Annotated in this window: 9 protein-coding genes; 5 read left to right on the forward strand and 4 right to left on the reverse strand. The window is 55.3% G+C overall.

Annotated features, from left to right (window positions below):
* Positions 1 to 20 precede the first annotated feature (20 nt).
* Positions 21 to 941: a 4Fe-4S binding protein gene (locus JSS75_13540; protein MBS1904723.1), complete on the forward strand. Its 921-nt coding sequence runs from the start codon at positions 21 to 23 to the stop codon at positions 939 to 941.
* 98 nt (positions 942 to 1039) lie between these two features.
* On the opposite strand, the gene JSS75_13545 is transcribed toward JSS75_13540, so the two are convergent.
* On the reverse strand, positions 1040 to 1735 hold the full coding sequence (locus JSS75_13545) for a pirin family protein (GenBank protein ID MBS1904724.1): 696 nt from the start codon (positions 1733 to 1735) through the stop codon (positions 1040 to 1042).
* Between the two features lie 457 nt (positions 1736 to 2192).
* On the opposite strand from JSS75_13545, the gene JSS75_13550 reads away from it, so the two are divergent.
* The 4 genes from JSS75_13550 to purD all read left to right on the forward strand — a co-directional run bounded on the left by JSS75_13550 (position 2193) and on the right by purD (position 6409).
* Entirely contained in the window at positions 2193 to 3005 is an 813-nt protein-coding gene (locus tag JSS75_13550; GenBank protein MBS1904725.1) for a glutaminyl-peptide cyclotransferase, read from the forward strand.
* 126 nt (positions 3006 to 3131) lie between these two features.
* The gene (gene prmA / locus JSS75_13555) at positions 3132 to 4007 is read left to right on the forward strand and encodes a 50S ribosomal protein L11 methyltransferase (GenBank protein ID MBS1904726.1); all 876 of its coding nucleotides are present in this window, start codon (positions 3132 to 3134) and stop codon (positions 4005 to 4007) included.
* Positions 4007 to 4909 (forward strand): Ppx/GppA family phosphatase, encoded by a 903-nt coding sequence (locus JSS75_13560; GenBank protein ID MBS1904727.1) that lies wholly within the window; start codon positions 4007 to 4009, stop codon positions 4907 to 4909. The genes prmA and JSS75_13560 overlap by 1 nt, the downstream gene beginning before the upstream one ends.
* A gap of 183 nt (positions 4910 to 5092) precedes the next feature.
* Positions 5093 to 6409: a phosphoribosylamine--glycine ligase gene (gene purD / locus JSS75_13565; protein ID MBS1904728.1), complete on the forward strand. Its 1317-nt coding sequence runs from the start codon at positions 5093 to 5095 to the stop codon at positions 6407 to 6409.
* 190 nt (positions 6410 to 6599) lie between these two features.
* Here purD and JSS75_13570 read toward each other — a convergent pair whose 3' ends face one another.
* The 3 genes from JSS75_13570 to JSS75_13580 form a co-directional block, all read right to left on the reverse strand.
* Positions 6600 to 9536, reverse strand: coding sequence for an insulinase family protein (locus JSS75_13570; GenBank protein MBS1904729.1), 2937 nt, complete (start codon positions 9534 to 9536; stop codon positions 6600 to 6602).
* Positions 9537 to 9666: 130 nt separating this feature from the next.
* The gene (locus tag JSS75_13575) at positions 9667 to 12156 is read right to left on the reverse strand and encodes a T9SS type A sorting domain-containing protein (GenBank protein MBS1904730.1); all 2490 of its coding nucleotides are present in this window, start codon (positions 12154 to 12156) and stop codon (positions 9667 to 9669) included.
* 102 nt (positions 12157 to 12258) lie between these two features.
* Positions 12259 to 15426, reverse strand: coding sequence for a T9SS type A sorting domain-containing protein (locus tag JSS75_13580; protein ID MBS1904731.1), 3168 nt, complete (start codon positions 15424 to 15426; stop codon positions 12259 to 12261).
* Positions 15427 to 15510: the final 84 nt, after the last annotated feature.

The raw sequence follows: 15510 nt of genomic DNA on the forward strand, positions 1-15510 counted from the left end.
ATGATCATTACCACCCCATCATGAAATCGCGTTTCCGGGCCGGCGTCGTGACGGCGCGCTACTGGGTCAATATCGTTGTGATATTGATTCTCGTGGTGTTGCCGCTGTTCCATATTATCAAGTTCGACTTCCTCAACGGTGAGTTCTACACCTTTGGGCAATCGACACATTGGATCACGACGGCGACGGCGTTTCTCGGCTTCTGGGCCGGATCGTATCTCATCACCCTCACGGCGGATTACATTTATGGCCGCCTGTTCTGCGGATGGATCTGCTCGTGGGGATCGATGCTCAAAGCACTTCGCTACACGGGTGAAAAAGTGAAGCGGAAAAAGCTCTCACCGTATGTCACTGAAGGCGTGACATTCCTGATGGCTCTGCTTTCGACGATCGGCCTACTCAACTGGTTCACCGACATCACGGTGCTCTTCCAAACGTCGCATAAGGCGTTCGGACCGTTCCTCGCTATCTTCACTGTATCGACGGTCGGCAGCTTCATTATGCTTCGCTACGTCGGGCTGAAGTTCTGCCAGGACTACTGCCCGATCGGCTGGTATCTCGGCGTGCTTTCGCAGAAGCACATGATGCGCATCGACTTCGAGCCCGCGAACTGCACGCTCGGTGAGGTATGCGTCCATGACTGCCCGATGGCGATGGACCCGCGCCTACTTGCTACCGACGGCGACATCAACAACCACGCAACGTGCGTGCTCTGCTTCGATTGCATCTCAAGCTGTAATGCCTGTGCCGCGAAAGTCCCGGGTACGAAACCGCTGACGGTCGGCATCGGCAAACAGCCGACGCTCGAGATCGACCTCGAAGGCGTGCTGAAGCAAATGGAGATCGATAAAGCCGAAGCCCGCAAAGCCCGCCGCGCCGCGCCGAAGTCGTCGGCTCCGCTGGTTACGATAAGTGCACAAAGTGATGTGAGCGCGAAGTAAGACAACTGTCATTCTGAGCAAAGCGAAGAATCCCTTCGTGACGACCTGACTCTTCAGGCCTTCACGAAGGGATTCTTCAGTTCGGTCGCAACGCGGCCTTAGTTCAGATCGAACAGTAACAGATGCGAGTCCTCGTTCGCCGTGATCGAGAGGTTGCTGACACTATCAATGCCTGCCCCATCGCCGGTCGTAAGCGTCTGTCCGTCAATACTGACCGAACCCGCGATCACCTGCAGCCACGCGCCGCGGTTCGCTCCGAGTTCATGACTCAGCGACATACCCTTGCTTGGCATTGACGCATAGACCCTCGCATCTTGCCCGATCGTGACCGAGCCATCGGCGCCGTCGGGACTGGCGATCAGTCGCAGCCTATCCTTCTTGTCTGCGTCAGTGAACTGCTTCTGCTCGTAGCTCGGCGTCGAGTCTTTGTACTTCGGGAATATCCAGATCTGATAGAGATACAGCTCGTCCTCGAAGGGATTCACTTCGGAGTGGAACACGCCCGTGCCGGCCGTCATGCGCTGCACATCACCCGCACGGATAATGCCGGTATTGCCCATGCTGTCTTGGTGGTGCACGCCGCCGGAAAGGACATACGTGATGATCTCCATGTCGCGGTGCGGGTGCATGCCGAAGCCCTGCCCTGCGGCGATGCGGTCTTCGTTCATCACGCGCAGCGTGCGAAAGTGCACCCAGCTCGGGTCGTGGTAATCAGCAAAGGAAAACGTGTGATGAGTGTCGAGCCATCCCCATTGTACATGTCCGCGATCGGCGGAGCGTCTGACGGTAAGCATACGTATCGGTAGGTTTGTTAATGAAGGCTAATACGGATTCGGGAGGTGATTGTTCCCAGGGGCTGTCTGAACTCGGATTCGTCGGATTCTGGGATTCGTCGGATGAAGCTGTCATTCTGAGCAAAGCGAAGAATCCCTTCGTAACGACCTGACTCTTCGGGCCTTCACGAAGGGATTCTTCACTTCGGTCGCTACGCGGCCTCCGTTCAGAATGACAGCGAGATTTCAGGAGACTCCTCCCTTCGGTCGGAATGGCTTTCCTAATCCACTGAATCCCTGAATCCGACGAATCCAAATTCAGACAAAAAAAGAAGCCTGTGGAGGTCACTCTTTCGAGCATTACTCAACACAGGCTATCCGCGTTGTTCATATCAATAATGATTGTGGTTTACGCGGTACACAAATAAGAACTTCGCACCATCGGAATTGTTACACCTTGCCTATGTACTTTTCGCACATGACCAAGGCTATACGAGTGCTCGTGGTGCTACTCCCGATAGCACTGCTGACAAGCTGTTCGAAGAAGGAGGCAGAACCGCCAAGGACAGAGACTTCCGCGCCGAAGCAGGCTTCGACGCCGACGTATTCCTACGAAATTGTCGCCACCTATCCCCACGATACAAAAGCTTTCACGGAGGGACTTCAATATTATAACGGGGAGCTATATGAAAGCACCGGCATCAACGGTCATTCGTCGCTGCGTCGCGTCGAGCTCAAGAGCGGGAAGGTTCTGCAGAGCATAGATCTTCCTAATCAATACTTCGGCGAAGGAATCGTGATCGTTGGGTCAAAGCTCTATCAACTGACGTATACGTCGCAGATCGGCTTCGTCTATGACCTCAAGACCTTCAAACAAATCTCGACATGGAGTTACAACGGCGAAGGCTGGGCGCTGACGACCGACGGCACGAGCCTCATCATGTCGAACGGCACCGACAAGCTGCAATTCCTCGATCCGAACACGCTCTCGGTCACGCGGACTGTGAGCGTGCAGGAGTCGGGCATGCCGCTGACGTATGTCAACGAGCTTGAATACATCAAAGGCGAGGTGTGGGCGAACATCTGGCAGACGAATCGCATCGTTCGCATCGATCCGGCCACCGGCGATGTGAAGGGATGGATCGATCTGAGCGGACTGCTTTCGCCGGCTGAAGCACAGGGCGTTGACGTACTCAACGGCATTGCCTACGACGCCGAGCACGACCGCATCTTCGTCACCGGCAAGAACTGGCCCAAGCTCTTCGAGATCAAGATCAAATCTATCAGTTGATGCGAATCTCTCTGTGAACCTCTGTGCATCCTCTGTGTACCTCTGCGGTTAGAACAGGATCTTAACCACAGAGGTACACAGAGGGCACACAGAGTAACACAGAGGGTAAGCCCGGAGCACTGAGTTATGCAGGATACAGAATTTCTCTCGTTAGTATTTAGTGTACCGCTCGAGTTCGAGGATGCACTGCAAGGGTATTTTCTCGTCAACCACGAACCGCAAGGCTTCGAGGAGGCCGCGAACGGCACATTCCTCGTTCATATCCTCAAAGCGGAATGGACACCGGAAGCAGAAGCGTCCTTCGATGAGTTCGTCAAGTCCCTCGGCACGAACGATGTGAAGCTCGAAGAGATCAAGACATACCAGAACAAAGATTGGAACGAGCAATGGGAAGCAGGCATAGAACCGCTTCGCATCTCTGACGATCTGGTGATCGCGCCAAGCTGGCGCCTCACCGAAGCCGCAGCCATGGGAGCAACGCATCTGATCAAGATCGATCCGAAAATGAGCTTCGGCACCGGTCATCACGAGACGACACGGCTGTGCCTGCGCATGATCGAGCACCTCGATTGCAGAGGCAAGCGAGTGATGGACCTGGGCTCCGGCACCGGCATCCTCGCGATGTACACCATGATGCGCGGCGCTACCCACGCCGTCGCGATCGATACCGATGAGTGGGCGTTCAGCAACGCAAAGGAGAATTGCGAACGCAACGGGTTCTCATCGGAGACGATCGATCTGAGACTTGGCGATCTTGCTTCCACGACCAAGCCGGATGAGAAGTTCGATCTGATCATCGCGAACATTCACCGCAATGTCCTGCTTGTGATCGCCGACCAGATCGCGGCGCATCAATCGCCAGGCGGTGCGCTCGTGCTCTCGGGCATCCTCGAGTACGATGCCGATGAGATCATGACGCCCTACATTGCAGCCGGCTATGCGTTCATCGATCGGGCGCAGGAGAACGAGTGGGTGTGCCTTCGATTCGCATATACGAAGTAGTGCGAGTCGCCGTCATCGATATTGGGACGAACACCGTCCTCATGACCATCGCCGACGCAGCGAGCGGCGCCATCCTCCGTGACGAACACGCGATCGCACGTTTGGGTGAAGGCGTTGACAAGACCCGCCGTATCTCGGACGAAGCATACAAGCGATTCGCCGAGATCATGCGTCGCTACCGCGGTATCATCGACGAGCTCGCAGTTGAACGCGTCGTCCCGTTCGCGACAAGCGCAATGCGTGATGCAACGAATCGAGATGAGGTCATCACACGCACAGCGCGAGAGCTTGGCTACAACATCGAGCTGCTTAGCGGCGCCGAGGAAGCACGCTGGAGCTTTGTGGGTTCTCTCTATGGCATCGACAAGCTTGAGGGGGTCGTCGCAACGATCGACATCGGCGGCGGGAGTACGGAGGTTTCTGTGGGTCACGGACAGACGTTCGATCGCGGCACGAGCATTGACATCGGCGCAGTCCGCATCAAAGAACGCTTCTTTCATCCGATGAACGATTCGAATGCAGATGCTGCGCGCGCATTCATCCGCGAACAACTTCTCGCCGCAACATCATCGATCGAATCGCCGTCGGATCTGATCGCCGTTGCCGGCACACCGACATCACTCGCGGCAATGAAGCACAAGCTGGCATCTTTCGATGCTTCGATCGTCGATGGCACTGTACTCACACACGAAGAGGTAGTGACGCTGACGCACGAGATCCTCCACATCTCAAGCGAAGAACTCACGCGCCGCTACCCTGCTGTCCTCGCCTCGCGAGCAGATATTCTTCCGGCGGGAGCGCTGATCCTTGAGGAGGCGATGAAGGCGTTGAATGTTTCAAGTGTCCGAGTGAGCACGAAGGGTTTGAGGTATGGGGTGCTGGTGAGAGAGTTGGATCGATAGACTGCCGAGACGGAAGAATCCAGTCACCTGCTTGGATATTTGAGTATGCCTGTAGGGATTCTTCGCTTCGCTCAGAATGACGTGAGGGGTATTGCCCCTCCCACAAAAACCCATATCTTTTCCTCACGAGGACCGGTAATGTCGTAATTTTGTACTTTCAGCTTCGCCTATACCCTCGACCTAATGCGGATTCTTGTACTTGGCTCCGGCGCCCGCGAGCATGTGATCTGTTGGAAGCTCAAGCAGTCGCCTGTCGTCTCGAAGATCTTTTGTGCACCCGGCAACGCCGGCATTTCGCAAGCGGCTGAGCTCGTGCCGGATGTAGTGCCGACCGATGTGAAGTCCGTCGTCGGCTTCGCGATGCGCGAGCGGATCGATCTGGTCGTCGTCGGCCCGGAAGCGCCGCTGGCCGCAGGTGTGGTAGACGCGCTTGAGCAGGAGCGCATTCCGGTCTTCGGCCCGCAACGCTCGGCCGCGGCACTCGAGTACTCGAAGGCGTTCTCCAAAGAGTTCATGCATCGGCACAATGTGCCGACCGCGCGGTATGCCGTCTTCACGGCGAGCGAACAGCTCGAAGCCCGCGCCTTTCTGCGTCATCTCAACTATCCTGCTGTCGTCAAGGCCGACGGACTCGCGGCCGGTAAGGGTGTGATCATCGTCGAAACAGAGGCCGAGGCGCTCATGACGATGGACGATATCTTCGGCCGTCGAATCTTCGGCGAAGCCGGGACGCGGATCGTCATCGAAGAATTCATGGAAGGCGAAGAAGCAAGCGTCTTCGTGATGACCGACGGCACGGACTACGACGTCCTCGCCCCGGCACAAGATCACAAGCGCATCCTCGACGGCGACCGAGGCAAGAACACCGGCGGCATGGGCGCCTACGCACCGGCGCCGGTAGTGACGCCCGAGGTCATGCAGCAGGTCCGCTCCGAGATCATCGAGCCGATGCTGCGCGGACTTCGCGAAGAGAATCGTACGTACAAAGGCGTGCTCTATGTCGGTCTGATGATCCGCGGCAACCGCGCGCGTGTCGTCGAGTTCAATGTTCGCTTCGGCGACCCGGAAGCGCAAGTTGTCATTCCATTGATGCAGGGCGACTTCGCAGAGATCCTGCTTGCCTGCGCGACGGGCAAGCTCAAGGAGCATCTACCGCTGAAGTCGTTCGATGCATGCGCGGTTACGATCGTGATGGCGTCGCAAGGATACCCGGATTCATACGAGACGGGCAAGGTCATCGAAGGACTCGATCACTTCACGCAACAGCGCGAGATCGACTCGGGCGTCGCCGTCTTCCACGCTGCGACCAAATTTGACGAACACGGCGCCGTGCTTACTTCCGGCGGCCGCGTGCTATCGGTCACGGCCGTCGGCTACGGCGACGAGCTCAAGCAAACGATCACTACAGCCTACAATGCCGTACACGAGATCTCGTTCGACGGCGCATACTACCGGAGCGATATCGGTCACAAGGCGCTCAAGTCGGTCCCGGCGGCGTAACAACAATGTCATTCTGAACTGAGGCTGCGAAGCGGCCGTAGTGAAGAATCCCTTTCGTTTGGCCTGAATCGTCAGGCAAACCGAAAGGGATTCTTCGCGTTGCTCTGAATGACGTGTAAAGCAGAACGAGTAACGAATAGGGCCTCGCCCCACTCGTTACTCGTTACTTTAGACTCGTTACTACTTCAGATCAATATCCGAAGATATCCTCCAGCTTCAACTCCGTGACCGGTCCCCACTTCTCGAGCGTCTTGAAGTCAACCTTGTCGCGCTTGCCGAGCACCATGATGGTGTAGTGGTGATCTTTGATATTTTGCTTCTGGAAGTCTGAGATCTTCGAGAAGTCCATCGTCGGGACGGCATTATACACATCCTGACGCAGATCGTGATCGAGCCCGCGCTTGACAGCACTCTCATAGTTGAAGAGAATGCCTTCGCGCGTGATGCGCTCTGTCGAGATCGTGTTGCGGATCGCATCTTTCGCCTGCTCGAAGAGCTTGTCGGTCTTCGGCATGTTGTTGAAGAGATCGAACATGGCGTCCATCGTCTCGGGCAGTTTGTCCGCCTGCGTGCCGACATACGCGTAGAAGTAGTTCGGCTTGTCCTTCTTCGCCGGCGTCTGGTAGTTCGACCACACGGCATACGCAAGCGCTTTCGACTCGCGAATGTTCTGGAACACGACACTCGACATGCCGCCGCCGAAGTATTCGTTATACAGACTCTGCACCGGGACCTTCGCCGGATCGTAGGTGTAGGATTTCGACAGGAAGACAACTTCCGCCTGCTGCATATCGAAGTCAACGAAGTACACCTTGTTCTGGTCGGTTGCCTGGTACTGATAATCAGCCGCAACGGGCGCCGCCTTCAGCGACGAAGGCGTCTTGTGCATCTTCTGCAGCATCGCCGTCACGTCATCGAGCTTCTGCGGTCCGTAGTAGAGCACGCGGTGCTTGTAGGTCGGGATAGAGGTGATCTTCGCGACCAGCTCCTGCGGCGTCAGCGCCTTGAGCTCTGCTTCGGAAAGGATGTTTGTGAACGGATTGTACTTGCCGTACTTGCCGAAATTACCCATTGCCTGACGCAAGATCACGTCCTTATCCTGTTTCGCATCGGCGCGGCTCTTGAGTGTACGGGCGACGAGTTTCTGCAGCGCTTCGCCATCCGGCTTCGGAGCGGCGAGCAACTCTTCGAGCAGCTTCACTCCTTCACCGAAGCTCTTCTGCAAGCCGGTCAGCGACACATAGATCTGATCATCGGCCGTCGAGACGTTGAGGCTCAGGCCAAGCGCATAGAGCTTCTTCTTGAGCTCTTCGGCGCTCATGGTGTTCGTGCCGAGGTAATTCAGATAGTCGGTCGCAAACGCAAGCTTTTTATCTTCATGTGCACCGAAGTCGAGCAGGTAGTACATTGAGAAGAGTTGATTCTCGTCGTTGTGCAGGTAGTGTACCGGCACGCCGCTCGGCAAATCGCGGAATTGGATATCCTTCTTGTAGTCGATGAACTTCGGGGAGATCTTGTCAGCCGGCGTATTGAGAATATGTGTGAGGAACGGCGACTCCGCTTCGCGATTGACCGGTACCGCCGTGATCGACGGCTTCTCTACCTTCGGCGAGTTGCGCTGCCCTACGCGCTTGTACACGACGACATAATTATTGCCGTAGTACTTCTTCGCGACCGCCATAATCTCCTGCTTCGTCACCTTCTGCATCTCGTCGATCTCGGCAACGATATTCTTCCAGTCGAGGTGGTGGATGAATGCCTCCATCATCTCGTTGGTGCGCGTACCGTTCGACTGCGCGCCACGGATACGCTCGAGCTCCGCGTTGTTCACGACAGCTTTAATGAGGCCTTCGTCGAAGTCGCCCTTCTTAATCTTCTCGATCTCGCCGAGCATCAGGTTCTCGACGTCTTCGAGCTTCTGCCCTTCGAGCGGACTGCCCTGCATCATATGCATCGAGTAGTCCATCTGCTGTAGCATCCACGTGCCCGCATTGAGCACCTTCTGGCTCTGGTTCAGATCAAGGTCGAACAGACCTGCCACGTTATTTGAAAGCATGCGGTCGATCATCCGTAGCACGAGTGCGTCGTGCGTTGCCATGCCGGGCAAACGGAAACCGATGGCGACATTCTCGGGATCGGGTCCCATGACCTCGCGACGAATGGGTGAGGTGATCGGATCCTCCGGTGCAAATGTGAATGGCGGCACCGGCTTCGGTGTCAGGACGCTGAAATCCTTGTCGATCATCTCGATCGTCTTGTCCGGATCGAGATCGCCCGAGAGCACGACAGCCATATTATTCGGGATGTAGTACTTCGAGAAGTACTCCTCGATCTTCTTGATCGACGGATTCTTCAGATGCTCCACCGTACCGATCGTAGTTTGCGTACCGTACGTATGGTGCTTGAAGATCTCGCGCATCATCGTCTCGAACTGTTCTTCACCATCATTGTCGATATTGCGGTTCTTTTCTTCATAGACCGCTTCGAGTTCGGTATGGAATAAGCGAAGCACCGGATGGCGGAAACGCTCCGACTCGATCTCAAGCCACTTCGCAAGCTGGTTCGACGGAATGTCGTTCACATAGACCGTCTGTTCGAGCCAGGTAAAGGCGTTCGTCCCCTTCGCACCGATCGCGCCAAGCATTTTATCATACTCGTTGGCGATAGCCCACTTCGCTGCAAGCCCGGATACCGAGTCGATCTCATGATACTTCTGCTTGCGCGCAGCCGGATCTGTCGTCTTGCGATAATCCTCAAAACGGTTCTCGATCTCATCGAGATACGGCTTTTCCTTCGAGTAATCCAGGGAGCCAAACTTGTCGGTACCCTTAAAGAGCAGGTGCTCGAGGTAATGAGCAAGGCCGGTCGCATCCGGCGGATCGTTCTTGGAGCCAGCCCGCACGGCGATCATCGTCTGGATACGGGGCTCATTCTTGTTCACGGACAAATAGACCGTCAACCCATTGGAAAGCGTATAGATACGCGCTCCGTACGGATCACCTTTAACGGTGGTATAGTTGTACTTCCCGTTCGCAGACGTATGTGTCTCGAGGGAATGTTCGTTCTTGGCGGAACCGGATGAAACAGCGAGTGCCGCGACAACCAGCGCAATGAAGAGTGTTCTCATGGTGTAGTGATCGATGAATGACGACACTGCGCTACGAGGCACAGGTCAGCATTGTTTCTTCAGCCATGGCGTGGGTGCCACACAGGAGAAGAACGGAAATTAGCGGTATGATAGGCTTCGCGGGAAACGATTAGTTCCGAACCAGCACGCGAGCTGTTTCTCGGAATCCCGCAACATCGACATTAAGGAAGTAGATACCGGATACCACATTCGTAAGCAAGAACGACCCAAGCGTATCGGTTTCATCCGTTGTCAGTCCCGAAAATTGTGCCACTGTGTGTCCCAGCACATCACTGACAGTTACACGATACGAGCCCTTCGGCAGGATACGGTCGAAGTGCAGATCGATTCGGCCAGAAGTGGGATTCGGAACAATGCGCTTGAGCGAGAGCGGGATGTGCTGCAAGTATTCGCGAAGGATCGGTGTCGAACATGTATCAAGCAGCGTAAATGTCGCGCTGCTGGCAGGCGCAACGATCGTCAGCGGGCAGGGTCTGTCGTTCGAAAGATTCGTCGTGCAGGTCACCAGTGTCGATGCACTATCTGCAACAAATACGTCGAAGTGAAGCAGCAGTAATTCGCCCGGCTGCGTGAGTTGGGGCGAGAACGAGACCGTCACCTCGTCGGTCGAATCATCCAAGCGTCGGATCGGAGACGGGAGTATGTTCGAACCAACCAACGCCCCACCACTAATCGAAGTGAGATAGAGCACATCGTGGTCGTACCGAACGAACAGTTCTACCGAGCGGATCGGGTCGGCAGCAGGGCTCACGAGTGAAAAGACACCCGTGGTTTGTACTCCTGCATGGGAGGATACGATCTGAAATGCAAACGCCGCCTGTTCGATCTGATTTACAGCGATGATGCCAAGATCAGAGCGATAGAATCGTGTTGCGGTTTCACAGATCGGTTCGGACTTTGTCAACGTCGAATTCATCGACATCGGTGATGATCCGGGGAGAGTCGCACAGTGAAAATGCAGAATGCAGATAGTGTCGCTGACTGCGGAGATCGGTGTTGCAGAGAGGTCGATCGTGATCGTGTTCGTCGCGGCACTCAGCGTAAATGCATTAGCATCGGCAAGCGGACCGTTGCGATATCCGACATAAGTGAAGTATGTCGGATCGAACGTTAGGACCGAGTGCACCGTCTCGATCGGATCGGCTCCCGGACGAATAAGACGAACGGCGACATCAAAATCCTGACACATGGTCGGCTCTTGCAGTGTATCGAATACGACGGTCGAGCGGATAGAATCGACAGGACCCGGAACAGCGGTCGGTAACCGTTCGCCGACATTGAAGGAATATGCATCGGCAATGCTAAACCCCGATGCGAACGCATACATCGGCTCCGGCGAGGTCATATGATGACGCCCGGCGGGAATCTCGATAACCATGTTCGAATACGGTGTCCCTGCGATCGGCTGCGGGGTTGCCAGCGTCAGCGCTGGGACATCGTCGATCATGATCTTCGACTCCGCTGTCTGCGGATACACCACGGAGATATAGTTTGGAAACGGCGTACCGAACACCGGATCCGCGAGGTCCGGGCTAAACCATTCGACAGAATCGAGCCATTGAGAGCGAGGCAGAACGGTAATCATCGACGGATCGCTCATACCGTCACGCGTTCGGTCATACCCACTCGAGAGCTGGTAGCACTGTGCAGGTGAAGTGGTCAAATACTCTTGAGATCCAAGAGTGAACGGAACTACTGCAACGCCATTAACAGAAGTATATGTGAATCCGCCGGGCTGGACAACAAAGAAATTCGGGTCGTCGGAAACGAAGATCAGGCTATACCCTTCGAACGTGCTGAACGGTGCAGTAAGAAATACCGTGTCGGTGTATCCTCGCGGTAACGGCATATTCAAAAGCTCGTTGCAAGCTTCATCTCCAAGCGGTGCGTATCCGCAGGTAAGAGCAGTAATGACACTCACAGGTTTTGACGCTTGTACGAACGAACCGGAAAGTGACGTCGCCGTAGGTGCAGCGGTGATGTCTGCTTTGACAATGTAGCACTCGCCCGCATTCAGCGTGAACGTAAACGGCGATGCGTCGGGACGGCCGATCGGACGAACGGACGGCGTCACGGTAACGGAAGTATTATCGTATGGTGCCGTGATCACAAATTCCGTTTTGTTATCTTCACCGGGGTCGTTATACAATCCCCATGTCGCGATCCGGTAGTCGGTGCCAAGCGAAGAATCCGGATAGATCTGTGTCATTTCGCCGCCGGCATTGAACTTATCGAGCAATTCAACCTGAACCGGACTCGTAGTACGGAGCACGAGTCCTTTCTGGCTCTTGCCTTGGCCGGGGATCAGCATGAGCCAATGCGGTAGTACGATGTCAGCGCCAAGCGTCGAATCGTAGCAGAACTTGGTGGAATATCCAGACGGCGAAGTGATTGTTGCGCTTCCCGGGGCTCGGCTGATCAGGTGCAGTATAAGCGTTGATGAATCGCCGTTGCCGAACGGATCGACCAATCCATCGGCTCCTTCCGGAAATGCAAATGTGAACTTCGTGCCGTACGTCACAACCGGAGGCTGTGCGGCAGCAGGCACACAGGCGAGTGCAAGGAGGAGACAGACGATGTATGGAATTAGTCGGGTCACTATTCTACTAACACGTACGAACCCAGAATGTAACACCTATTGTGAAAAAAGCACGGGGCGGTCTGTTCCGCCCCGTGCTTCGAACGATTGAACAAATCGCCGTTACTTCTGAACGACGAACGTGGCGCGGTGCTCTTCGCCGCCCGAGAGTGTTTGCAGCGTGTAGGTACCCGCTGCAAGAGTCGATACATCGAGATCGGTGGAGCTTCCCTGTCCGTCGGATGCCAGGACGACCTTCCCGAGCATATCGTACACACGAAGTTCGACGCGATCGGTCACACCCGTGAGCGACACGTGTAAACGGTTCGACGCCGGATTCGGCGACACGGTCAGCTCCATCGGGCTCGAACTACCGAACGGACTTGCCGTCGCATAGCCTGCAACCTTCTGCGAACCGTCAAGATCCACCTCGCTCAAACGATAGGTCTGCGACGAGAACGGAGCGGTTGCATCGAGTGCCGAATATGTCGAACCGAGCGCGGCGTTGGTTGCCGCAAGTGTGGCAACATTCTGCCAGCCGTTCTGTGTCTCTCGTTCGAGTTCGAACTGACGAACATCCTGCTCTTTCGCGGTTGCGAAATCGAGGAGTACCTGGCCGGTCGATGTACGGCGAGCCGTGAAGCTCGCAAGCTCAATCGGCAGATAGGTCGACGAACCGGTGAACACCAACCGCACCATCGGCAGAATCGGGCCGCCACCGCTGGCATTGCGGGCAGTCGAGTTACTGTCGACCAGATACTGATTGCTGTTCACATCACGGAATTTCGCAAGCAACTTCGGATACAGGCCAGAGTAGTATGGCGTCGACCCGGTACGAATCTTCCATACGAGTCCGCGGGCAGCATCTCCGCCCAAGCCGGTGCCCGAAGTCATATTGAACTCGATGCGATAGACCGAATCTCTGCTGAGATAGATCGGCGAGAATGTGCCTCGCATAAACCCGCGTTCGAGCGTATTATATGAGAAGGTACGTGCCCCAACGACCTGATTGCCGCTTCCGCGAACTGTCAGCGCCCAGTTGGTCGTCCCGTTCGCATCGAGCATAAAGAAATCGGCAGCGCGCAGCGAATCCGACGCAAGCGGCGTGAAGTCCATATAGAAGTGCGGATCGGCAACCACCATGGTGCCGGCTGTATCGGGCACGCCGTCATCGTACGCATATCGATCGTCGATCGCGAAGTTGCGATACATCGTGATCGTATCGTTCGGACGACGAATTTCCTGGAAGTTCAACTCGATCTGGATCTTCGCCGTGAACGTCCCACCCTGGCTACCGCTGACATCCCATGCGGGCATCGACATAACAGTATCGTTATGTGACAGTGGCGAATAGAGCGTCTGCAATTTGTGATAGACCTGACGATTGAGCGCGTCCCAAATGATCAAGCGAACATTATACGACGCAAGATTTGTCTGGAGCGCATTGCTCGAGATCGTGATGCGCGGAGTAATATTCTTAACCGAGCGCGGGATATGCGTGAAGAGCCCGTTGCCGAGGTCGAGCTGATATGGGCTGAGCTCCGTCTGGCCGTTTGTGGCAAGATTCACCTGGAAGCCATCGACCAACCAACTATCGTCATCGTCGAACGGCGGCGAATTGAACAGACCGACATCATTCTGCGATTTCAGACGCAGACGGAAGCGGCTGTGATCGTGGATAAGCGCTGACGGCACCTGAATACGGTACATCTGCGTCTTAAGATCCAATCCACCGGCAATCGCACCAACACGCGTCCAGTTCGAATCATTGATTGCATTCCACTTCGGAGCGGTAGATTTGGTCCCTTCGATAATGAGGCTATCGCCCGCGATGATCGCACCCGTCGTGTCTTTGAGAATCGGCTCCGGTCCCGGCAGCGTACGAAGGTTCACACCCGCCTGGAGGGAATCGGTCGCTTTGCCGCGCTGGTAAGCGAATGCCAGCCAGACGTTCGACTTGCCCGAAAGATTAATCGGCGCCGTTACCACGGTATCGGCAGCGGTACGAACCTGGTACAGATTGCCCGAGGACGACGGCCACGCATCGTCGCGACGATTGAGCAGCAACGAGTTGGTGGAAACCGGCCCTGGCTGGTCGTACATCAAGCCGCTGGCTGCAGATCCGCCAAAGATGTGCCATGAGCACGGATCGAGCGTATTATAGTCGTCATACAACGGCGCAGACAGTCCGTTCAGGAACACAAAGTCGCGCGTCATGATATTATCCGGTACCCAGTTATCGGTTCCGAGACGCGGAACGGAGACGGTCGTCGTCATTCGATAATGGCCGCAGGTAAGGCCGCCAAAGAGCGAGCCTGTGTACTGATAGCTGGAGTTGTTTCCAACATCGACGCTGTCGGTTCGGCTATAGACGCCGTTACCGGTCGTGAGATTAATGACCTGCGTACGGATATACAACTTGTAGTTGAAGTTCGTGAGATTCTCGAACGTCATCACCGGCTGGAACTGGTTGTTCGACATCTCATAGCCGTTGTACGGAGGGAAATTGATCGAGTTCATGCGAACATAATTGTTGTTCGCAAACCGGATGAACTTCACTGCCAATTGGTTATGCAGATCTTTTGCGTAGATCGCAGAGCTGTAACTCTTCGCATAATACGTACCCCGGTCGAGGTAGGTCGTCCCGTACACGCTCTGATAGTTTTGCGAACCGATCGTACAGGTTTGCTGAAAGAGCATCGCCGCCGGAACCCCGGCAAAGCTTCCGTCGAATGACCTGTAGTTGAACTGCATCGACGAATCTGTCCGTGAAAATGCGACCTGGCAGGTCACACGCGCCTGTCCGTTCGTCCCCTTGAGGAAGAGATTATAGTACGTGACATAGCACGAGTCCGTCGTCATGCGATAAAAGACTTTCGACGAATCGCCCGTCGTACGGAATTCAAGGTCGCCCCACATCGGGCAGACGATCGCCTCGTGCCCGCCATTATTGAAGTTGATCGGCATTGCGGCATTTGCAGCACTCAAGTCTGCCCCCATCATAAAGGTGTCGATCGTTAGTTTCATCAGACCGTTTGTCGTGATGTAGCGCGGTGGCAGACGAAGGAAACGATTGAAATGGTTGAAGGTGATCGAGTCCGTCGCAATGGTTTCGACGTAGCCGTCATCGGTACCGCTTACGAGAGTGTTGACGCGGTGCCAGTTGTTCGCATCGTAGGTCGTATCGACGAAGAAGTAGCCTGGGGCGCGAGAATCGTCGTCGTCACTGTCGATACAATAGATTTGTGAGCCTGGATTGCTCGTAGGTGCAGGATTGCCGCGACGTGCCATGGCGCTGTGGGTTGCGCTGAGGACAAGAAGCAGAAAAAATAATCCAGTAACTATACATTTCATAAGCGTTTCCTTTCAGAGTGG

Source organism: Bacteroidota bacterium, assembly GCA_018266755.1.
Classification (GTDB): Bacteria; Bacteroidota; Ignavibacteria; order Palsa-1295; family Palsa-1295; genus JAFDZW01.